Consider the following 20,308-nt stretch of genomic DNA (forward strand, 5'->3'; position numbering starts at 1 on the left):
CTTTTTTAATACCTTTGCGCCGCACTGTTAACTGAATAAAGAATTACTAATATAACAACAAATAATATCATGGCTTTAAAATTTATCACAGCTGAAGAAGCAGCTTCATTCGTACATCACAACGACAATGTAGGCTTTAGCGGATTTACTCCTGCAGGATGTCCTAAAGTTGTGCCAGGCGCTATTGCAAAAAAAGCAATTGCCGAACATGAAAAAGGAAACCCGTTCCAGATCGGTATGTTTACCGGCGCCTCGACAGGCGACAAACTGGATGGCGAACTGGCTCGCGCCAATGCAATCAAATTCCGCACTCCGTATCAGTCCAACAAGGACCTGCGTGCCCTACTGAACTCCCACGGTGCACAATACTACGACATGCACTTGTCTGAACTGGCACAAAGTCTGCGTTATGGCTTCTTAGGCAAGATAGATGTAGCCATTGTTGAAGCTGCTGATGTGACGGAAGACGGCGAAATCGTTCCGACAAGCGGTGTCGGTATTCTGCCGACAATCTGTGGCATGGCCGACCGTATCATCGTCGAATTGAACTGCCGCCACCCGAAAGAAATCCGTGGTATGCATGATATCTACGAACCGGCTGATCCTCCTTACCGCCGTGAAATCCCCATCTACACTCCGTCCGATCGTATCGGTAGCGACTGTGTGAAAGTAGATCCGGCAAAGATCGTTGGTGTTGTCAAGACCGACGAACCGAACGAAGGCGGCAAATTCTCTCCGCTGGATGATGTAACAATGGCTATTGGCCAGAATGTTGCAAACTTCCTGGTTGGTGAAATCAAAGCCGGCCGTCTACCGAAAGAATTCGTTCCGTTGCAGAGTGGCGTAGGTAATGTCGCCAATGCCGTTTTAGGTTGCATGGGAGAAAACAAGGATATTCCGGCATTCAATGTTTACACGGAAGTGATCCAAGACGCTGTTATTGCTCTGATGAAACAGGGACGCGTCAAATTTGCCAGTGGTTGTTCACTGTCTGTCAGCAATGAAGTGATCCGTGACATCTACGCAAACTTGGATTTCTTCAAAGATAAGATTCTCCTTCGTCCGCAGGAAATTTCCAATAATCCGGAAGTCGCCCGCCGTCTCGGTCTGGTGGCCATCAATACGGCACTGGAAGCGGATATATTCGGTAACATCAACTCCACTCATGTATCCGGAACAAGAATGATGAACGGTATCGGTGGTTCCGGTGACTTCACCCGCTCAGCCATGTTGTCTATCTTCACAACTCCGTCTACGGCGAAGGAAGGTAAGATCAGTGCATTCGTGCCGATGGTTTCTCACCTGGATCACAGCGAACACTCCGTCAAAATCATCATCACGGAATATGGCGTTGCTGACCTGCGCGGTAAATCTCCGATCCAGCGTGCACGTTGCATCATCGACAACTGCGTCCATCCGGATTACAAACCGTTATTGGAAGAATACCTGGCAATGGGTATCAAGGGACACACGCCTCAGAACCTGAAATGTTGCTTCGCTTTCCACGAAGAACTGGCTGCCAGTGGAGACATGCACAATGTTGACTGGAGCAAATACAACAAGTAATAGCCGCCAGTCGCTTCACGAAAAGGTGGGGGTGTGTCAAATTTTGATTTAGACTCCTACCTAAAAAGAGTCCTTTTGAGAGAAATCTGAATATCTCTCAAAAGGACTCTTTTTAGCACAGAAGGGTAACACAACCCTTAGCACGCATTATCAAGGCTGTTTACCGATATAAGCCAGAATACCGCCATCGACATACAGTACATGACCGTTTACGAAGTCGGAGGCGTCGGAGGCCAAGAACACAGCAGGTCCCATCAAATCTTCGGGAGTTCCCCAACGGGCAGCCGGAGTTTTGGCTACGATAAAGGCATCGAACGGATGGCGTGAACCGTCAGCCTGTCTTTCACGCAAAGGAGCAGTCTGCGGAGTTGCGATATAACCCGGACCGATACCATTACACTGAATATTGTATTCGCCATATTCGGAAGCGATGTTACGAGTCAGCATCTTCAAGCCACCTTTGGCAGCAGCATAAGCCGATACGGTTTCGCGGCCGAGTTCACTCATCATAGAGCAGATATTGATAATCTTTCCGTGTCCTTTCTTGATCATGGAAGGGATAACTGCTTTAGAGACGATAAACGGACCATTCAGGTCGATATCGATCACCTGGCGGAATTCGGCAGCCGTCATTTCTACCATCGGGATACGTTTGATGATACCAGCATTATTAACCAGAATATCGATTACACCCACTTCCTTTTCCACCTGTGCAACGAAAGCATTTACCTGTTCTTCATTCGTCACGTCGCAAATATACCCATGCGCTTTGATACCTTCGGCTTCATAAGCAGCAATACCCTTATCTACTAATTCCTGTTTGATATCGTTAAATACGATAGTAGCACCAGCTTTAGCAAACGCAGTTGCAATCGCAAACCCGATACCGTAAGAAGCACCTGTTACAAGTGCAACTTTACCTTCCAATGAAAAATTTACCATAATGATAATAATGTATTTAATGTGCGAATATTATTTCAAGTCGGTGATCAAAGAGAAATCCTGATCCCCGTAATCCAGGTTTTCACCCCCCATACCCCAAATGAAAGTATAGTTGTGAGTGGCAGCAGCACTATGGATAGACCATTCGGGAGACAATACAGCCTGATCACCCTTCATCCAGACGTGACGGGTTTCATCTACTTCCCCCATAAAGTGGCAGATAGCCTGGTCTTCAGGAATTTCGAAATAGAAATAGGCTTCCATACGACGGCTGTGCACATGTGCCGGCATCGTATTCCAGACACTACCTGGTTTCAGTTCTGTCATACCCATCTGCAACTGGCAGGTAGGAAGAACCTGATTGACGATCATCTTGTTGATGTTACGGTCGTTAGACATTTCCAAAGAACCCATAGCGGCCACAACAGCGTCAGCCTTTGTTACTTTTTTATCCGGATAGTTACGATGTGCAGTCGTAGAGTTAAAATAGAATTTAGCCGGATTCTTGGCATCTTTGCTTTCAAATGTCACTTCACGGTCACCGGAACCCAGATAAAGGGCTTCCTTAAAATCAAGTTCGAAAACAGCCTCCCCAGCTTTTACAACACCCGGTCCGCCCACATTGAAGATACCCATTTCGCGACGAGTCAGAAAGAAAGGAGCTTTCAACGGATCGATTGCTTCCAGCACCAATACTTCGCCTGCCGGCATAGCGCCACCCACAATCATACGGTCGTACATCGAATACACCATATTCACTTCGTTAGGAGTAAACACCTTTTCAATCAGAAAGTCACGACGGATACGTTTCGTATCATATTGCTTTGCATCTTCCGGATGCGCAGCATAACGCAATTCATAATTTGTTTTCATCTTCTTATTCAGTATTTATTGTCATGTTACTATTTCAAATTGTCAATTATCAATTGTCAATCATTTAATCGCATGGTCAGCCTGCACCTTTTCCCCGTTCCACGCTTTCACATTCGTCCATTCCGTATAAGGGGCAGACCAGAACTCATCCGTTTCCGGCAGTCCCAGAGGTACTAATCCAAAAGCACAAAGGTAGACACTCCCGGTATTGATATAAGACTCGGAGATCTCGATTTGTTCACCTGTAAAGCCTACACGCAACCAACCGTTCTTATCGAAATTTGCCGGAGACTCCAACTGACGACGGATGACGGAAGTTAAAGCACAACGAACCTGCGCCGGTTTCACCCGTTCGGGCAAAATATGCATCAAAGCCGCCTGTCCTAACGCATGGAAAGCACCGAAACGATAGCAGATGGAACGGCCGACAACCGGGAAAGATCCTTCGGGAGAAATAAAACGTTCCAGTATCTCGGCATAACGAGCATGACGTTTCAGCTGTGTATCTAAAAAATCAGCACCTTCGATACCATGTTTCTTCATCACGACCAGCACGTCCGTCAGCATCGGATGGATCACGAAACTATTATAATAATCCATGTGAAAATCAACTCCATCACCATACATTGCATCTCCTTTATACCATTCATCACGGAATTTTTTCACTCCATACAGCATCCGCTCCATGTCACATTCTCCTGTAAACTCCAACAAAGCAGCTTCGACGGTCGAAGCGAAAAGCAACCAGTTGCTTTCAAAAGGCTTGATGTTACGGCTCCGCTTCAATTCGGTAATCATCCATTCCTTTGCTTGCGGATCAAGATTTCCCCAAAGTTGTTTCGGGGCACGCAATAATCCCTGCGCTAAAAAAGCTGCATCCACCAAAGGTTGCGACGGTTCACCGAAAACCAGATAGTCGGGAGCCCCAGGATTGACGGCATTCTTCAAACCTTTTACCGTCAGGTCGATATACTTCTCACGGAGCTTGCCTTCCGGCGTATTGTCCGGTCCCAGTTCCAGCCAAGGAGCGATACCGCAAACCAGACGGCCCACCGCTTCCAAATGCGAGAAACGATGACGGTTGCCCAGCGATTCATAAGGCATATTCTTCTTCAACGTATTATTGCTCAGATTGACAAGTACGGGATCTGCAATGCGTGTCAGGTTTTCCACCCAGAACGCACGATCTTCTTTACCAGTTGCTTGCTGGGCGTTACCCGTAAAAGGCAGACAGATCGTACATAGAATTAGTACGGCGATTTTCAATGAATTTCTCATGGTTTATATTCAAATTAATTTTTTCAGTCTCATCAATGCTTCCACATAATAGTAATCGGCATAACTAAGCGGCACGTCCACCTCGCTGTTTCCAGGCAGATGGCCGGTCGAATGTTTGAGTACAAAGTTACAGTTTGTTCCCTTCTCTGCCAAATATTCAGGGGATGATAAAGAACGCACCTGCTGTTCGGCAAAGTCCAGATAGCTTTTTGCCTCATCCGATTTATCCAACTGGCTCAATTCGATCAGGGCGGATGCCATGATAGCGGCAGCAGAGGCATCACGCGGCGCATTCGGGATATTAGGAGCGTCGAAATCCCAATACGGGACTTTATCGGCAGGCATATTCGGATGATTCATCAGGAAACGGGCAATATGCTTGGCCTGTGCCAGATATTCAGGACTGCCGGTTTCACGGGCCATCATCGTATAGCCATAGATTGCCCATGCCTGTCCGCGTGCCCAAGCCGACTCGTCGGCATAGCCTTGATGTGTCATTTTGATATGGGACTTTCCGGTGATGGTGTCATATGAAACGACATGATAGCAGCTATAGTCATCACGGAAATGATTTTCCATCGTCGTATTGGCATGCGTGACCGCAATATCATAGAAACGGTTATCGCCGCTAGTCTTGCTTGCCCACGTCAGCAGTTCGAGGTTCATCATATTATCGATGATAACCGGATACTGCCATTTACCATTATTGGTAAAGTCCCAGGAACGGATCGCTTTGATCATAGGGTTGAATCGGGTACTGAGCGAGCCGGCGCCTGTCACCAGTACATCCTTATAAGCGGGATTTTGTGTCAAGCGGTAACCATTGCCATAGCTACAATAAAGCATGAAACCTACATCGTGGTTATCCGTCACATGCTGTACTTTTTCCAGGCGTCCGGTAAAAAGTTCGGCATACTTCTTCAACTCGGGAGTGGGATTACTTTCATACAGGTACCAGAGTTCACCGGGGAAGAAACCGCTGCACCACCAATAGCAGTCGCTGGTTTCCAGTTTGCCATCCTTGATGCTCTTAGGCAGCCGGCCTTCCTGCTGTTCCAGCTCTTTGGCCATAAGCAGCGCCTGTTCGGTCGAGGCTCTCAAACCACGGTCAATCACTTTTGCAAGAGGTTCCTCCTGCGGGGCATTACTACAAGACGACAATAACAGTGTGGTCGCTAACACAGATAAACTTAAAAGTTTGTTCATAATTGAATAATTAGAAAGATTTTGGACAAATATAGGGATAAGTTTACAAATTACTGCGTATTACGATAGAAAAGCGACTGGTATACATAAATATCACATGGATTTCCAATTCAACTTCACCTGCCCTTGACGCCTTTTGATTATCATCTCATACAAGGGTGAAGGCAGACATCCGGACTGCCTTCACCCTATCCCGTCCCGATTTTGGTTGACCATGCTCCCCTACTTCACATCCACCCATATATATTTAAGTAAAAAAACAAGGATGCTACAATATTAATTAATCAAACAAATACACAGGTATTTACAGCTATTACTACCACTTCTTTACTTTTCGCCCTTAGTCGAAAGGTTTATAAACGCAAATAACGACGATTAAACACCTGATACATGTTTTCTTATCCGCGTTATTCGTGTCATCCGCGTCAAAATTATATTTGTGTCATCAGTACCCTGAAATACAAACGTAATAATATCGTAACACCCCGTTCAACCCCATGTAATCGCTTCGTAATATTTGTTTCGTTCCTTTGCGGTAGAATAAAAAGGTAAACAAAGTGAGAAAGTTTTTCGAAAAGATTGTAGAAGGAGGATTACTCATCAGCGGAAGCGTCAGTAGCTTTACGATTTTGCTGATCGTGTTTTTTCTGTTCAAAGAGGCCGGCGGCCTTTTCAATACTCCGGCCACGGAAGAGGGGTATGTCCTTGCCGTAAATAAAAGCAACGATGTTGGAAAATTATCACCAGAGAAGATCATGGATATTTTCGACGGTAATATAACCAATTGGAAGGATGTCAGCGGAATAGATCAGGATATCCTGATATTCCGTTTCTCCGATCTAACCAACTATTATGCAGAGGAAGAGTTAGGTGACGAATTTCAATACGTCCCTCAAAAGATCAGCGAACTGGTGGCGAAAGAACCCGGTATCATCGCCTTCTTCCCCAAGCAGTATTTACTGGAAAACGGTTTCCAGGGAAAAGTCCTTCCGGAAGAGAAAATCACATTGGGAGAATTTTTCGGAGGGACGAAATGGTATCCGACCTCGACACCGGCTCCGATATTCGGATTGATCCCTTTGTTGTTAGGCACATTGCTAGTCAGCATCGGTGCAATCGTCCTTTCTCTTCCTTTCGGAATTGCGGTGGCCATTTACATGGCTGAAATTGCGAATAAACGGACACGCGACCTCTTGAAACCGATCATCGAACTACTCGCAGGCATTCCGTCTGTCGTCTACGGTTTCTTCGGTTTGGTGGTGATCGTTCCGCTCATCCAGAAGACATTCGACCTGCCTGTCGGCGAAACGGCTTTTGCCGGCAGCGTGGTATTGGCGATTATGGCACTCCCTACGATCATCACCGTTGCGGAGGATGCCATGCGGACAACACCCCGTGCCATGAAAGAGGCAAGCCTCGCCTTAGGCGCTACCCAATGGCAGACGATCTACAAAGTAATCATCCCGTACTCCATTTCCGGTATTACATCCGCAGTCGTGCTGGGCATCGGACGTGCGATAGGCGAAACGATGGCCGTCCTGATGGTAACCGGCAATGCGGCCGTCATCCCGACCTCCTTCTTCGAGCCGGTGCGGACCATTCCTGCAACGATCGCTGCCGAATTGGGGGAAGCTCCCGCCGGAGGCGCACACTATGAAGCCTTGTTCCTACTCGGCGCCGTCCTCTTCCTGATCACACTGATATTGAGTATCTCCGTCGAGTATATTTCATCTAAAAGAAAAATCTGATTAGCATTATGGCACCTGTACAAAAGTTAGGAAATATAGATTTGAAGAAACGGACCTCACAGAGGTTTGCATTCGGATTCTTCACCCTGTTGAGTTATCTGGTCGTGGCGATCTTGTTCGTGATCTTAGGGTTCATCATCATCAAAGGAGGCAGCGTGATAAGCTGGGACTTCCTGACGAAAGCCCCGGAAGAGGGAATGACAAAAGGGGGAATCTTCCCGGCGATCGTCGGAACCTTCTACCTGATCGTCGGAAGCAGTATCATCAGTTTCCCGATCGGGATCATGAGCGGCATCTACATGAACGAATATGCGACAAACGGCAAAGTAGTCCGCTTCATCCGTATCATGACAAACAATTTGAGCGGAGTCCCGTCGGTCGTATTCGGCTTGTTCGGTATGTCGCTGTTCGTCAATGCGCTGGGTTGGGGAGACTCGATCATTGCCGGTTCGTTCACGCTGGCATTGATGTCACTTCCTCTGATTATCCGCACGACGGAGGAGGCATTGAAAAGCATCGACGACTCGTTCCGTCACGGCAGCTTGGCATTAGGCGCGACAAAACTACAGACCATCCGCCGTGTCGTGCTCCCGATGGCTTTCCCGAATATCATCACCGGCCTGATCTTGTCGGTCGGACGTGTATCGGGCGAAACGGCTCCAATCTTATTCACCGTAGCGGCCTATTTTCTTCCTCAATTGCCGGGAAGCATCTTCGACCAGTGTATGGCACTGCCTTACCATTTGTATGTAATATCCACGAGCGGAACGGATATAGAAGCCTCCCGCGGCATGGCATACGGAACGGCCTTGGTGTTGATTGCAATCGTCCTGGTTGTCAATCTGCTGGCAAACCTATTGCGTAATTATTTTGCTAAGAAAGTAAAAATGAATTAATAAACAATACAATGATAAAGATTGATGCTCAAAACGTAGATTTCTATTACGGCGACTTTCATGCGTTGAAGAACATTTCGATGCAGATAGAAGCCAATACCTCGGTAGCCTTTATCGGCCCGTCGGGTTGTGGCAAATCTACTTTCCTCCGCTTGTTCAACCGCATGAACGACTTGATTCCCGACACACGTCTGGAAGGTAAGATATTCATTGATGGACGGGACATATACAGCAAAGGGGAAAAAGTCGATACGCTCCGTAAAAATGTCGGAATGGTATTTCAGAAACCGAACCCGTTCCCAAAGACAATCTTCGAAAATGTGGCTTACGGTCTACGCGTAAACGGCATTAAAGATAACGGATACATCGAAGAGACCGTAGTCAAAAGCCTGAAACAGGTCGTTCTCTGGGACGAGGTCAAGGATAAGCTGAAGGATTCGGCTTTCGCCCTCTCCGGCGGCCAGCAGCAACGTCTCTGCATCGCGCGGGCATTAGCTATCTCGCCTTCCATCCTGCTGATGGACGAGCCGACTTCTGCCCTCGACCCGATCTCAACAGGCAAGATCGAGGATTTGATCCATGAACTGAAAAAGGAATACACAATCGTGATCGTCACACACAACATGCAGCAGGCTGCCCGTGTAAGCGACAAGACAGGATATTTCTATCTGGGCGAACTGGTCGAATATGGTGAAACGCGTAAAATCTTCACCAATCCGGAAAAAGAATCGACGCAGAACTATATTACAGGGAGATTTGGGTGAGAAGATTTATGATTTATGAATTATGATTTATCATCGACACATAAATCATAATTCATAATCCATAAATCATAAATTATAAATTATAAATCATAAATCAAAACATGAAGGTTATTGAACAAGAAATAGCGGCGCTAAAGAATACAATCAACGAGATGTGGGCACTCGTCCATCAGCAGATATACAATGCTGGTGAAGCGATGCTGACCGGAGACAAGGAACTGGCCTATAAAGTGCTCAGCCGCGAACGCCGCGTAAATGCATTCGAGCTGAAGATCGACAGCGATTGCGAAGATATCATTGCTCTGTACGCGCCGGTGGCCATCGACCTCCGTTTCGTACTCGCCATGTATAAGATCAACACGAACTTGGAACGCCTCGGTGACTTCGCCGAAAGCATCGCACGCTTCTCCGTAAACCTGCCAGAAGGGGAACCGATCGATCCGGAACTGGTAAAGATCGCCCGCGTAGAAGAAATGTTGCACGAACTTCTTGGCATGATATCATTGGCCCAGGAAGCCTTCGAGAAGGAAAGTTCCGAGATCGCATCACGCATTTTCCTGAAAGACAACATCATCGATGAGATCAACCACGATTCGACTCCTCTGATCGCCCAGTATATCGAAGCGCATCCGGGCAGTGCACTGGCCGGTCTTTATATGGCGGGAGTCGTCCGCAAGATGGAACGTTTCGGCGACCATTGCACTAACATTGCAGAAGAACTGATCTTCTACTTGGATGCAAAGGTGATGAAGCACATCGGCAAAACGGAAGAAAAGTAATATCTTTGCAGCCAGAATCAAACATAATCGTAATCAACAATGAAACGACTAACGGCATTCTGGCTGTCAGCCTGCTTTTTATGCACTGTTCCCGTACAGGCGCAATCATTTATTCCCGAACGAGATTCCTCCGATATTTCTCTGTTTGAATATGCAACGAAGATTCCCAAGCGCAATAATGTATTCAACCTGGATCTGGAAATGCATGCTTCTTTCAATACTTTCTTCACCGGACACAAGCTGGATGAAGCCGCTTTCCGTTTCAACCACATCAAGCTCGAAGCGACCGGTGAAGTAAACGACCGGCTTTTCTACTGGTACCGCCAGAACCTCAACCAAGGGAATGAAGGCATGGATCTGGAAAACCTGCCAGAATCGATCGAATATGCCATGATCGGCTACCGCCTCAACGACAAATTCACAGTTACTTTAGGGAAACAGGATGCTGCCTGGGGAGGGTTCGAATATGACCTTGACCCGTATGCGATATACGAATACAGCGACATGAACGAATACATGGATTGCTATTTCACCGGAGTCACGTTTGCCTACCAACCGGTAGTTTCGCAAGAGCTTCGTGTGCAGGTTACCGACAACCGTATCGGGAGCATGGAGGATGCTTACGGCCTGCTTCCCGCCGGAATTGAAAAGCCACGCGCTCCACTTTTCTACACGTTTAACTGGAACAGCTGTTATCTGGACGAGGTTCTAAACCTCCGCTATTCCGCAACGGCCGGAGAACAGGCTAAAGGGAAATGGATGTATATGGCATGGGCCGGACACAACGTTTGTACCGGTCCGTTCGACGGCTACTTCGATGTGATGTACACGCGCGGCTCGCTCGATCCGTTAGGTATCCTGACCGAGCTGGTTCCTCCGTCCGGCGAGAATGAGGAAGGACCGGTCTGCTTGCGTAATGTCCAGTATCTTTCACTCGTGGCGGAGATGAATTACCGCTTCCATCCGAAATGGAATGCCTTTGCCAAAGGCATGTACGAGACTGGTTCGGTCTATAAAACGGGAGATGAAGAGGGAGAACTCCCTAACGGGAAATACCGCACGGCATGGGGCTTGCAGGCCGGTCTCGAATTCTATCCGATGGCAGATGAAAACCTGCATATCTTCCTGACAGGAACAGCCCGCTCTTACAAGCTGACGGAAAAAGCAAAAGCGCTGGGTGCCTCCATTGAAAACACACAGCGCTTGTCGGTAGGGTTCATATACAAGTTGCCTTTGTATTGATTAAAACATCAGCGCCAACTGATCCCCGGCCTGCAATGCTACTTCCAATATGCCGTCAGAGACAGGGAGAGATACGGCTTTTTGATTGATCTTGATGCTCATATTTGCCGAATCGGCCGGGAGTTTGATGCGGAACGAACCGGGAACCAGGGCTTTCAAACCGGCTTCCGTTAACCGCCCTTCTTTCCATTTGGCAGACACTTCACCGCCTCCACGAACTTTCAAACCTTTGAAGCTGCCGTTTTTCCAGGCGGAAGGCAGAGCGGGAAGCAGTTCGATTTCTCCCGTCTGGCTCTGTACCAGCATTTCGGCAATACCGGCACAACCGCCAAAATTACCATCTATCTGGAAAGGAGGATGTGCACAGAACAGGTTCGGATATGTCCCGCCTCCATTCGTCATATTCGTTTTACGGTCCACACACGGACGGAGCAGGTCGACAAGCAACTTATAAGCATGGTCGCCATCGTGCAAACGCGCCCAGAAATTAATTTTCCAGGCCATCGACCATCCCGTACTCTTATCGCCACGGGCCACAAGTGACTTGCGGGCTGCCTCGGCAAGCTCAGGTGTATGCTTTATCGATATCTCATTACCCGGATACAAACCGTAAAGATGGGAGACGTGGCGATGATGCGGTTCCACCTCCTCAAACGGTTCGAGCCACTCCATAATACGACCGTCCTTGCCGATTGTCGTCGGCATCAGGCGGGCACGTTTGGCGACCAGTTCGCCGGCAAAGGCAGAGTCGATTCCTAAGATATTGGCGGCTTCGATCGTATTGGTGAACAGTTCGCGGACGATCTGGTTGTCCATGGTCGAACCGGCACAGATATGCGCCGTCTTGCCGTTCGGCAGCTTATACCCGTTTTCAGGCGAAGTCGTCGGAGCCGTCACCAGATATTTGTTGCGCGGATCTTCCACCAACATATCCACGAAGAACCGGGAAGCTCCTTTCAACACTGGATATACATCTTTCAGATATTCCTTATCCAACGTATAGAGATAATGCATGTACAGGTGTTCGCAAAGCCAGGCGGCAGAAGTATTGGTCGCTCCCCATGACGGATGTTCTCCCGGTGCGGTGAACTCCCAGACGTTTCCTAAGATATGCGTCACCCATCCTCCGGCATTATAATAGGCTTTAGCCGTCTGTTCACCGCTGGCAACCTGCTGTTTCGTCCATTCTACAAGCGGAAGATGGAGCTCGGAAAGATTCGCCACCTCAGCCGGCCAATGATTCATCTGAAGATTGATATTCAAATGATAGTCGCCGTTCCAGGGCGTATTGACCGTATTGCACCACAATCCCTGCAAGTTAGGAGGTAACAGCCCTACACGGGTAGAAGAGATCAGCAGATAGCGGCCGAACTGGAAATAGAGTGCCCCTAAAGAAGGATCGTCCGGATCAGCATTGAAAGTGGCAAGGCGCTCATCTATCGGCAGGTCCTCACGGGAAGAATGCCCCAAATCCAAGTCCACACGGCCGAACAGGGAACGGTAAGCGGCAATATGTCCTTTCTTCAAAGAGGCGAAATCTTTCTTTTCGGCATTAGCCAACAGGGAAGCGACCTTCTCGTCCAAATCCTTATCGAAATAATCGGTTGCCATGCTCACCAGCAGGATCGCTTCGGAGGCATTTCGTATGGTAACAGTCGAATCACCCGGAATCACATTTCCTCCTTTCGGCAGGACGACACGAACGCGCGACGCATAGCGAAGACCTTTCATTTCAAGTGTATCGACACCGTCGGGCAGTTGTCCTTGCATCAGAAGGTCATTACCGTCGGCTGTCACCTTATAGTGCTCAGGACGGTTCATACCAAACGAGAAATTCAGTGCCTTATCCGCGTCGGCAGTCAGGTGGATCACTCCCAAATCATCGGCAAAAGAGGTAAAGACTTCACGGTCATACTTCACCTTACCTCTTCTAAAAGAAGCGGTTGCAATCGCGTTATCAAGATTCAATTCACGCCTATATCCAGAGATCGAATCGGAGCTGCCTTGATAATCGTAATTCAGAACAAGGTTACCCAATAGTTGGTAACTGCCATAAGGAGCGTTTGCGCCCTGCCCCAATGCACTCCCTTCGCCCTTGCAGACAAAAGTATTGTACATCAGTTCCTGTGCCTCGTCGTTACGTCCTTCGAACAGAAGTTTACGGATCGTACCCAACGAGTAATATGCCTGCGGGTTATCCGTATCCTGCTTACTGCCCGACCACATGGAGATTTCATTCAAAACAATCTTTTCAGTATCGACACCTCCGTCCGGCATCAATCCAAGGCGTCCGTTACCCAATGGAAGCGTCTCTTCCCATATCTCGGCCGGAGCATCGAAATGATAAGACAACGATTTGCCCGTCTTCACTTCCGGCATATTGCATCCTGCAAGGATCAGCAATACGAATGATAGACATTTTAGTTTCATGGCATTAAAATATTAATAATTAATAATCGGTTTTCTGTTTAATCTGTTACTTTTGGCTTGATCCAAAAGTAACCAAAAAATCAAGGCTTAAGCTGCTTCGCTACTCCGTTCCCTTCGTTTGCTGTCGCGTCTGAAACTCGCTTCGCTCAAACAGCAGACGCTCCGGACGCTCACTGCGGTCACTGCGCTTAACGCTCACCAGCTTAGGCCGGAAGTAGAGCCTGACGGCTCTTTGGGGATGGGCGTCAAGCGAAGGGCAAAGACGAAGCGGCAGGAGCCTGCGCTGTCTGAGCGAAGCGAGTTTCGCAGGCGACAGCGGAGTCTTTGACTGGAGTAGCCCAGACGATTAAGCCTTGAACTTTTGGTTACTTTTCTTTCAAGAGAAAAGTAACGTCAGAAACTTTGCATATCGCAAAGCTTCTTATAATAGCCATCCAGCCCAATCAGCTTCTCATGCCGTCCACGCTCCACAATTTCCCCTTCATGCATCACACAAATCTCGTCCGCATTACGAATCGTTGAGAGCCGATGTGCAATCACGATCGTCGTACGGTTACGCATCAGGTTCTCCAAAGCCTCTTGCACCAAACGTTCCGACTCGGTATCGAGCGCCGAAGTCGCTTCGTCGAGAATCAAGATCGGCGGATTCTTCAAGATCGCACGTGCAATGCTGATACGCTGGCGCTGTCCCCCCGACAACTTGCCGCCTCGGTCGCCGATATTGGTATCATATCCATTCTCACTCGCCATGATAAAATCATGCGCGTTGGCGATACGGGCCGCCTCCTGGACCTGTTCAAGCGTAGCTCCTTCCACACCGAAAGAAATATTATTAAAGAACGTATCGTTAAAAAGAATCGCTTCCTGGTTAACATTTCCCATCAGGCTGCGCAGATCATACAAAGTCGCGTCACGCACATCCGTGCCGTCAATCGTTATGCTTCCTTTGTCCACATCATAGAAACGAGGCAGCAAATCCACCAGCGTACTCTTTCCCGAACCCGACTGACCGACCAATGCGACCGTGCGTCCTTTCGGAATCGTCAGATCAATACCTTTCAGTACCCATTCATGCTGATATTTGAACCAGACATCCCGGTAACAAATACTTTCCGTCAAAGCAATCGATTTCGGATTTTCAGGATCGTTGATATCACTTTCCGCCTTCAGGATCTTATCCACACGATCCATAGAGGCCAGCCCCTTCTGAATGGCATAAGAGGCCTTGCTCAGATCCTTCGCCGGATTGATTATACTGTAAAAAATCACCAGGTAGTAGATGAAAGTAGAGGCGTCGATCGGACTGTTACTGCTCAGGATCAGCGTACCACCATACCACAGCACGATCGCGATCGTGGCCGTTCCCAAGAACTCGCTCATCGGATGCGCCATCTGCTGGCGGCGGTAAATGCGGTTCGTCAGCCGGCGAAATGTTTCGTTGCTCCTCTCAAAACGGTCCTGAATCTTCTCCTCCGCATTGAAAGCCTTGATTACACGCAAGCCACCCAACGTCTCCTCTATCTGGCTCATCAGATAGCCCCATTGTTGCTGCCCCTCAAACGATTTCCGTTTCAACTTCTTCCCAACTGCCCCCATCACATATCCGGCAAAAGGTAACAAGATAAAAACAAAAAGTGTCAACTGCCAACTGATAGCGATCATACCGATCAGGTAGATCAGGATCAGGATCGGGTTCTTGAAAAGCATATCGAGCGAACTCATGATAGAAGTTTCGATCTCGTTCACATCTCCCGAAACACGGGCGATTATATCCCCTTTTCGTTCTTCCGAGAAAAAGCCCAAAGGGAGTTCCGTTATCTTACGGTTGATCTGGTTGCGGATGTCGCGGACGACACCCGTACGGATCGGGATCATCGTATAAAAAGCCATATACATCGTCCCGACCTTCAGGAAAGTGGAGACGATCAGGAAAACGCCCAATATGATCAGTGTGAAAGAACCACCTTTCGTCTCGATCATGTCGGACACGAACCAGAAGAAATTATTTTTCAGCAATTCCGGCGTCGCTTTCCAGGCTTCAAACGAGAAAGGAGCGAACGTCCAATCCGTATAGGTATAGGTTTCGTCACTGATTTTAAACAAGATATTCAGAATCGGGATAATTAATGCAAAAGAGAATAGATTCAAAATGGCAGACAGGACGTTAAATATCACATTCCACACCATAAATTTCTTATAGGGAGGCACAAAGCGCCTCAGTATACGCAGAAAATCCTTCATGTTTGATCGATCGATTGAATTTGGGCCGCAAGTTACTCAATATCCGGCTGATTCCAGGCATCCTCGCTGTACTTTATTTCGTCCATCCTTATTCTTTAAGCCCGTCCGTCCTATTCTTTTAGGGCTGATGCTTGCTTTCAGATGTTGTCCGTCGGGCGGCGAACGATCGTTCGCTGGCTGGAGGACGATCGTTCGCCAACCAACGGACAATCGTTCGCCTCCCGGCGGACAACTTATAGATTGTATCCGAACAACGAATTGATCCCATCGAAAAAAAATAACGGATCCGAAAGAAAATGATAAAAGATGCAACAATAAAAGTTATATTTGCATCAATATAGTATAAACAAATGCTATAAAAGTATGAAAAAGATCTCTACCTCCATCCTGAAAAGTGTCAATTGGCTATTAACCGGCCTACTTGCTCTACTGGGGTTCTCCTCATGCGATCAAGTATCGACCGATATGTACGGTACTCCTCATTCAAAGTTCACGATCAAAGGAAAAGTAACAAATGAAAGCAATTCCCCCATTCCGCAAATCCAAATTCGTTCACCTTACGGAGAGGATATCCCTCATGCAGACACACTATATACCGATAGCAAAGGAGAGTTCAACTACTCATTCAACGGTTTCTTCAGAAGCGACAACATTCCGCTCCTACTCACAGATATCGATGGGGAGCAGAATGGAGGCAGTTATGCTCCGAACAGCGTATCGGTATCTTTCAAAGATGTGGATGTGACAGGAGGAGACGGCGGATGGTATCTGGGAGAAGCAACAAAGGAAATCACTATCGTGCTTAAAGAAAAGAAAGAAGAAATAAAGAAATAAACGATTATCTTATGAAAAATCCGAATCACAAATTATTGAAAGTTGCCAACTGGTTACTGGGCGGGATATTGGCGCTATTGGGATTCTCCGCCTGTAATGACGAAGAAGAACTCCCTCTCATGTATGGCACCCCTCATGCCAATTTTACAATCAAAGGTAAAGTTGTAAACGATGAAAGCATGCCTATCCCGGATATTGAAATAAAATGCCTGGTAGAACATCATGGCGATAACAGAAGTTGGTTCGACACGATACCGGCTGTTTCGACAAGTTCTGCAGGGACTTTCACTTATCAGTTTGAAGAATTTCCAACCGACAAATTGCGGATCATAGCTACAGACATCGACGGCCCCCAGAACGGTTCATACGAAAAGGATTCTACGGACCTTACTCTTTCCGACAATGATTATAAAGGAAGAGATGGCTGGTATAGAGGCACCGTCGAAAAAGAAATAAACTTCAACCTCAAAAAGAAGATAAAGAATGAATAAACGCCCCGGATTACGCAAACGCCTTGCATTAGAACTATTCAGAAGCATCCGGAAAAACCGGGCCAAGATACATGAACTGCGTACGCTCTTTTGGGAGTGTACGCTTCGTTGCAATGCATCCTGCCTCCATTGTGGAAGTGACTGCCATGTTTCGTCCGAGCATCCTGACATGCCGGTCGAAGATTTCCTGAAAGTAATAGACGAGATCACGCCCCATGTTGATCCGCATAAGGTAATGATCACCTTTACAGGCGGAGAAGCATTGGTCCGTAAAGATATCGAAGAATGCGGACGTGAACTGAACAGACGTGAATATCCCTGGGGAATCGTCTCCAACGGATTGCTGCTCAACCGTGCACGGCTGGATTCGCTGTTGGCAGCCGGAATGCACTCCATCACCATCAGCCTCGACGGGTTCGAAGAAGCTCACAACTGGCTCAGGGGAAACCGCCGGAGCTTCGAAGGTGCTGTCAACGCCATCGCGATGCTGGCGGAAGAGAAGGAAGTCACCTGGGATGTCGTGACCTGCGTCAACCAGAAAAACTTCAAAGATCTAATGCTGTTCAAGGATTTTCTGATCGAGTTGGGAGTCAAGAACTGGCGTATCTTCACCATTTTTCCGGTGGGTCGGGCGGCAGAGACACCGGAGTTGCAGATCGACGACGCACAATTCACCTGGGTCCTCAAATTCATCCGCCACTGCCGCGCTGAAGGAAAAATACATGCGAGCTTCGCCTGCGAAGGTTTCCTCGGCAATTACGAAGGAGAAGTACGCGACCAGATTTTTCACTGCAATGCAGGTGTCAGCACTGCATCGGTACTGATCGACGGATCTATATCCGGCTGTCCGAGTATCCGTGCCAATTTCCACCAGGGGAATATCTACAAAGACAGTTTTGTAGATGTATGGAACAACGGCTTCAAGGAATACCGCAACCGGGAATGGACACGGAAAGGCCAGTGTGCAGATTGCGACATGTTCCGCTATTGCGAAGGGAGCGGCATGCATCTCCACGACGATAACGGCAACCTGATCACCTGCCACTATCGGAGAATTGACAATTAACAATGGACAATTGACAGTTTCTTTCCCTCCCTAATTGTCAATTGTCAATTGTTTCCTATCTTTACCCACGTAAACTAAAAAACATCAATCATTTCATGAAAAATGCTCTTATCCTATCGGCCTTGCTGACATTAGGGCCGGTCTGCCAAGCTCAACAGACAGAAAAATATCCTTTGGGCAATTATGAGGAACTCACAGACACCAAGCCACACGACGGCATGGAAGTCTGGAACAAAATGACAACGCCAACTTGCCTCAGCTGGGGAACAACGGATATCCGCTACCAAAAACTGAATGTCCCCGATGTTAAGAAGACCACCCGCTGGCAAGGAAAAGCTTGGAAAGGTGAACGTATCAATGCACAAGCCGTGCTGTGGACGAAAGAAGCGTTGGACGACGCAACGATCACTGTCAGTGATCTGAAAAGCGGTTCTTCTGTCATCCCGGCTTCTGCCATTACGACAAATTTCGTACGCTATGTCATGACCGACGAACTGAACAAGGATCGCAAAGGAGGTTGCGGACATCGTCCGAATAAGGCTGAATGGGATTCATCCCTCGTTGCCGATGTTTTGGATATTGTAAAGATACAGGATATCAAAGCCTGCACGACGCAACCGATCTGGTTGAACGTATGGGTTCCATCCGATGCCCGCGCAGGGAAATACAAAGGGACATTGACCGTTTCGGGAAAGAATTTCCAGGATATGAAACTCCAGGTAGAGATCGACGTGCTTAACCGTACACTGCCGGCTCCACAAGATTGGGCTTTCCATTTGGACTTGTGGCAAAATCCCTACTCCGTAGCTCGCTACTACCAGGTTCCTCTTTGGAGCAAGGAGCATTTCGACGCCATGCTTCCAATCATGAAGATGTTGGCAAATGCCGGACAACGAGCCATCACAACCAGCATCATGCATAAGCCCTGGGCCGGACAGACGGAAGACCATTTCGACAGCATGGTAACCCGCATCAAGAAGATCGACGGGACATGGGTATACAGCTATGACGTGTTCGACAAATGGGTCTCCTTCATGATGAACGAGGTAGGGATCAAAGACCTGATCAGTTGCTACACCATGATCCCCTGGGCTTTGACTTTTGACTATTACGATGAAGCAACCAGCCGGGTACAGTTTATCAACGTCAAACCGGGTGATGCCGAATATACCGAATACTGGGGTTCATTCCTGAAAGACTTCTCCCGCCACCTGCGCGAAAAAGGTTGGTTCGAAAAGACTGCCATCTCGATGGACGAACGTCCTATGGAAGCCATGCGCGAAGCTATCAAAGTCATCAAACAGGCCGATCCCGAATTCAAAATCACACTGGCTGGCAACTATCATCCTGAAATTCAATCCGACCTGTACTACCTCTCCATCCCTTACGGCCATAAATTCCCGGAAGACGTGAAAGCCGAACGAGAACGCAAAGGACAGATCAGCACGGTCTACACCTGTTGCTCGGAAGCCTTCCCGAACACCTTCACTTTCTCTGATCCGGCCGAAGCACCTTGGACAGCCCTACATGCCATCGCCGGAGACTACGACGGATACCTGCGCTGGGCTGTGAACAGCTGGACAGCCGATCCACTGCGTGATTCACGCTTCCGTACCTGGGCAGCAGGCGACACATACAGTATCTATCCGGGTCCCCGCAGTTCCATCCGCTTCGAACGCTTGGTCGAAGGTATCCAGGATTGCGAAAAGATCCGCATCCTCCGCGAAGAGCTAACGGCCAAAGGAGCAAAAGGTAAACTAGACAAACTGAACAAAGCAGTTGCCAAATTCACCCCGGAAGGCCTGTCTGAAACTCAACAGTCAGCAGCTGAAATGGTAAACGAATTAAATAAATTACTGAACTCGCTGTAAACTTCAGCCGTTTAAAAATAAAAAAACATAAAAAAATCCCCGGAGAGTGCATGACTCCCGGGGATTCCTTTTATCTTTACA

At 47.9% G+C, this 20,308-nt stretch carries 17 protein-coding genes; 10 read left to right on the forward strand and 7 right to left on the reverse strand.

What is annotated here, in order from left to right:
- Positions 1 to 69 precede the first annotated feature (69 nt).
- Positions 70 to 1,566 carry an acetyl-CoA hydrolase/transferase family protein gene (locus tag NQ564_RS13145; RefSeq protein WP_008150026.1) on the forward strand — a complete coding sequence of 499 codons (1,497 nt, stop codon included), beginning with the start codon at positions 70 to 72 and terminating at the stop codon, positions 1,564 to 1,566.
- A gap of 150 nt (positions 1,567 to 1,716) precedes the next feature.
- On the opposite strand, the gene NQ564_RS13150 is transcribed toward NQ564_RS13145, so the two are convergent.
- From NQ564_RS13150 to NQ564_RS13165, 4 genes are read right to left on the reverse strand one after another with little or no spacing between them, the layout of a single operon-like run.
- Positions 1,717 to 2,508: a gluconate 5-dehydrogenase gene (locus tag NQ564_RS13150; protein ID WP_008150028.1), complete on the reverse strand. Its 792-nt coding sequence runs from the start codon at positions 2,506 to 2,508 to the stop codon at positions 1,717 to 1,719.
- Between the two features lie 30 nt (positions 2,509 to 2,538).
- A complete protein-coding gene (gene kduI / locus NQ564_RS13155) occupies positions 2,539 to 3,381 on the reverse strand; it encodes a 5-dehydro-4-deoxy-D-glucuronate isomerase (protein ID WP_008150029.1) in 843 nt (280 codons plus the stop codon).
- Positions 3,382 to 3,441: 60 nt separating this feature from the next.
- The gene (locus tag NQ564_RS13160) at positions 3,442 to 4,659 is read right to left on the reverse strand and encodes a DUF2264 domain-containing protein (protein WP_008150031.1); all 1,218 of its coding nucleotides are present in this window, start codon (positions 4,657 to 4,659) and stop codon (positions 3,442 to 3,444) included.
- 9 nt (positions 4,660 to 4,668) lie between these two features.
- Positions 4,669 to 5,865, reverse strand: a complete 1,197-nt coding sequence (locus NQ564_RS13165; protein WP_008150033.1) for a glycoside hydrolase family 88 protein — start codon at positions 5,863 to 5,865, stop codon at positions 4,669 to 4,671.
- Positions 5,866 to 6,422: 557 nt separating this feature from the next.
- On the opposite strand from NQ564_RS13165, the gene pstC reads away from it, so the two are divergent.
- The 5 genes from pstC to NQ564_RS13190 all read left to right on the forward strand — a co-directional run bounded on the left by pstC (position 6,423) and on the right by NQ564_RS13190 (position 11,294).
- Positions 6,423 to 7,613, forward strand: coding sequence for a phosphate ABC transporter permease subunit PstC (gene pstC, locus NQ564_RS13170; protein WP_008150036.1), 1,191 nt, complete (start codon positions 6,423 to 6,425; stop codon positions 7,611 to 7,613).
- Positions 7,614 to 7,621: 8 nt separating this feature from the next.
- The gene (gene pstA, locus NQ564_RS13175) at positions 7,622 to 8,509 is read left to right on the forward strand and encodes a phosphate ABC transporter permease PstA (protein ID WP_008150039.1); all 888 of its coding nucleotides are present in this window, start codon (positions 7,622 to 7,624) and stop codon (positions 8,507 to 8,509) included.
- Positions 8,510 to 8,520: 11 nt separating this feature from the next.
- The gene (gene pstB / locus NQ564_RS13180; RefSeq protein WP_008150040.1) at positions 8,521 to 9,273 is read left to right on the forward strand and encodes a phosphate ABC transporter ATP-binding protein PstB; all 753 of its coding nucleotides are present in this window, start codon (positions 8,521 to 8,523) and stop codon (positions 9,271 to 9,273) included.
- Between the two features lie 101 nt (positions 9,274 to 9,374).
- Positions 9,375 to 10,052: a phosphate signaling complex protein PhoU gene (gene phoU / locus NQ564_RS13185; RefSeq protein WP_008150041.1), complete on the forward strand. Its 678-nt coding sequence runs from the start codon at positions 9,375 to 9,377 to the stop codon at positions 10,050 to 10,052.
- Between the two features lie 39 nt (positions 10,053 to 10,091).
- A complete protein-coding gene (locus NQ564_RS13190) occupies positions 10,092 to 11,294 on the forward strand; it encodes a porin (protein WP_008150043.1) in 1,203 nt (400 codons plus the stop codon).
- Here the strand turns inward: NQ564_RS13190 and NQ564_RS13195 are convergent, their stop codons facing one another.
- The 3 genes from NQ564_RS13195 to NQ564_RS13205 form a co-directional block, all read right to left on the reverse strand.
- Positions 11,295 to 13,724 carry a glycoside hydrolase family 95 protein gene (locus tag NQ564_RS13195; protein WP_008150045.1) on the reverse strand — a complete coding sequence of 810 codons (2,430 nt, stop codon included), beginning with the start codon at positions 13,722 to 13,724 and terminating at the stop codon, positions 11,295 to 11,297.
- 393 nt (positions 13,725 to 14,117) lie between these two features.
- On the reverse strand, positions 14,118 to 15,965 hold the full coding sequence (locus NQ564_RS13200) for an ABC transporter ATP-binding protein (RefSeq protein ID WP_008150046.1): 1,848 nt from the start codon (positions 15,963 to 15,965) through the stop codon (positions 14,118 to 14,120).
- A gap of 118 nt (positions 15,966 to 16,083) precedes the next feature.
- Positions 16,084 to 16,233 carry a hypothetical protein gene (locus NQ564_RS13205; RefSeq protein WP_217803718.1) on the reverse strand — a complete coding sequence of 50 codons (150 nt, stop codon included), beginning with the start codon at positions 16,231 to 16,233 and terminating at the stop codon, positions 16,084 to 16,086.
- A gap of 95 nt (positions 16,234 to 16,328) precedes the next feature.
- Here NQ564_RS13205 and NQ564_RS13210 point away from each other — a divergent pair, with 95 nt between their 5' ends.
- The 4 genes from NQ564_RS13210 to NQ564_RS13225 all read left to right on the forward strand — a co-directional run bounded on the left by NQ564_RS13210 (position 16,329) and on the right by NQ564_RS13225 (position 20,227).
- Positions 16,329 to 16,799, forward strand: a complete 471-nt coding sequence (locus tag NQ564_RS13210; RefSeq protein ID WP_129650166.1) for a radical SAM-associated putative lipoprotein — start codon at positions 16,329 to 16,331, stop codon at positions 16,797 to 16,799.
- A gap of 11 nt (positions 16,800 to 16,810) precedes the next feature.
- Positions 16,811 to 17,290, forward strand: coding sequence for a radical SAM-associated putative lipoprotein (locus NQ564_RS13215; protein ID WP_008150056.1), 480 nt, complete (start codon positions 16,811 to 16,813; stop codon positions 17,288 to 17,290).
- Complete coding sequence (locus NQ564_RS13220) at positions 17,283 to 18,356, forward strand: TIGR04133 family radical SAM/SPASM protein (RefSeq protein WP_008156851.1); 1,074 nt, start codon at positions 17,283 to 17,285, stop codon at positions 18,354 to 18,356. The genes NQ564_RS13215 and NQ564_RS13220 overlap by 8 nt, the downstream gene beginning before the upstream one ends.
- Positions 18,357 to 18,451: 95 nt before the next feature.
- Complete coding sequence (locus NQ564_RS13225; protein WP_008150060.1) at positions 18,452 to 20,227, forward strand: DUF4091 domain-containing protein; 1,776 nt, start codon at positions 18,452 to 18,454, stop codon at positions 20,225 to 20,227.
- Positions 20,228 to 20,308 lie beyond the last annotated feature (81 nt).

Source organism: Parabacteroides johnsonii DSM 18315 (genome assembly GCF_025151045.1).
In the GTDB taxonomy this organism is placed as follows: domain Bacteria; phylum Bacteroidota; class Bacteroidia; order Bacteroidales; family Tannerellaceae; genus Parabacteroides; species Parabacteroides johnsonii.

Bases quoted from the DNA above. Each gene is read 5' to 3' on its own strand.
- NQ564_RS13145 (WP_008150026.1), top strand. From the start codon at position 70: ATGGCTTTAAAATTTATCACAGCTGAAGAAGCAGCTTCATTCGTACAT.
- NQ564_RS13150 (WP_008150028.1), bottom strand. From the start codon at position 2,508: ATGGTAAATTTTTCATTGGAAGGTAAAGTTGCACTTGTAACAGGTGCT.
- kduI (WP_008150029.1), bottom strand. From the start codon at position 3,381: ATGAAAACAAATTATGAATTGCGTTATGCTGCGCATCCGGAAGATGCA.
- NQ564_RS13160 (WP_008150031.1), bottom strand. From the start codon at position 4,659: ATGAGAAATTCATTGAAAATCGCCGTACTAATTCTATGTACGATCTGT.
- NQ564_RS13165 (WP_008150033.1), bottom strand. From the start codon at position 5,865: ATGAACAAACTTTTAAGTTTATCTGTGTTAGCGACCACACTGTTATTG.
- pstA (WP_008150039.1), top strand. From the start codon at position 7,622: ATGGCACCTGTACAAAAGTTAGGAAATATAGATTTGAAGAAACGGACC.
- pstB (WP_008150040.1), top strand. From the start codon at position 8,521: ATGATAAAGATTGATGCTCAAAACGTAGATTTCTATTACGGCGACTTT.
- phoU (WP_008150041.1), top strand. From the start codon at position 9,375: ATGAAGGTTATTGAACAAGAAATAGCGGCGCTAAAGAATACAATCAAC.
- NQ564_RS13190 (WP_008150043.1), top strand. From the start codon at position 10,092: ATGAAACGACTAACGGCATTCTGGCTGTCAGCCTGCTTTTTATGCACT.
- NQ564_RS13195 (WP_008150045.1), bottom strand. From the start codon at position 13,724: ATGAAACTAAAATGTCTATCATTCGTATTGCTGATCCTTGCAGGATGC.
- NQ564_RS13200 (WP_008150046.1), bottom strand. From the start codon at position 15,965: ATGAAGGATTTTCTGCGTATACTGAGGCGCTTTGTGCCTCCCTATAAG.
- NQ564_RS13205 (WP_217803718.1), bottom strand. From the start codon at position 16,233: ATGGGATCAATTCGTTGTTCGGATACAATCTATAAGTTGTCCGCCGGG.
- NQ564_RS13210 (WP_129650166.1), top strand. From the start codon at position 16,329: ATGAAAAAGATCTCTACCTCCATCCTGAAAAGTGTCAATTGGCTATTA.
- NQ564_RS13215 (WP_008150056.1), top strand. From the start codon at position 16,811: ATGAAAAATCCGAATCACAAATTATTGAAAGTTGCCAACTGGTTACTG.
- NQ564_RS13220 (WP_008156851.1), top strand. From the start codon at position 17,283: ATGAATAAACGCCCCGGATTACGCAAACGCCTTGCATTAGAACTATTC.
- NQ564_RS13225 (WP_008150060.1), top strand. From the start codon at position 18,452: ATGAAAAATGCTCTTATCCTATCGGCCTTGCTGACATTAGGGCCGGTC.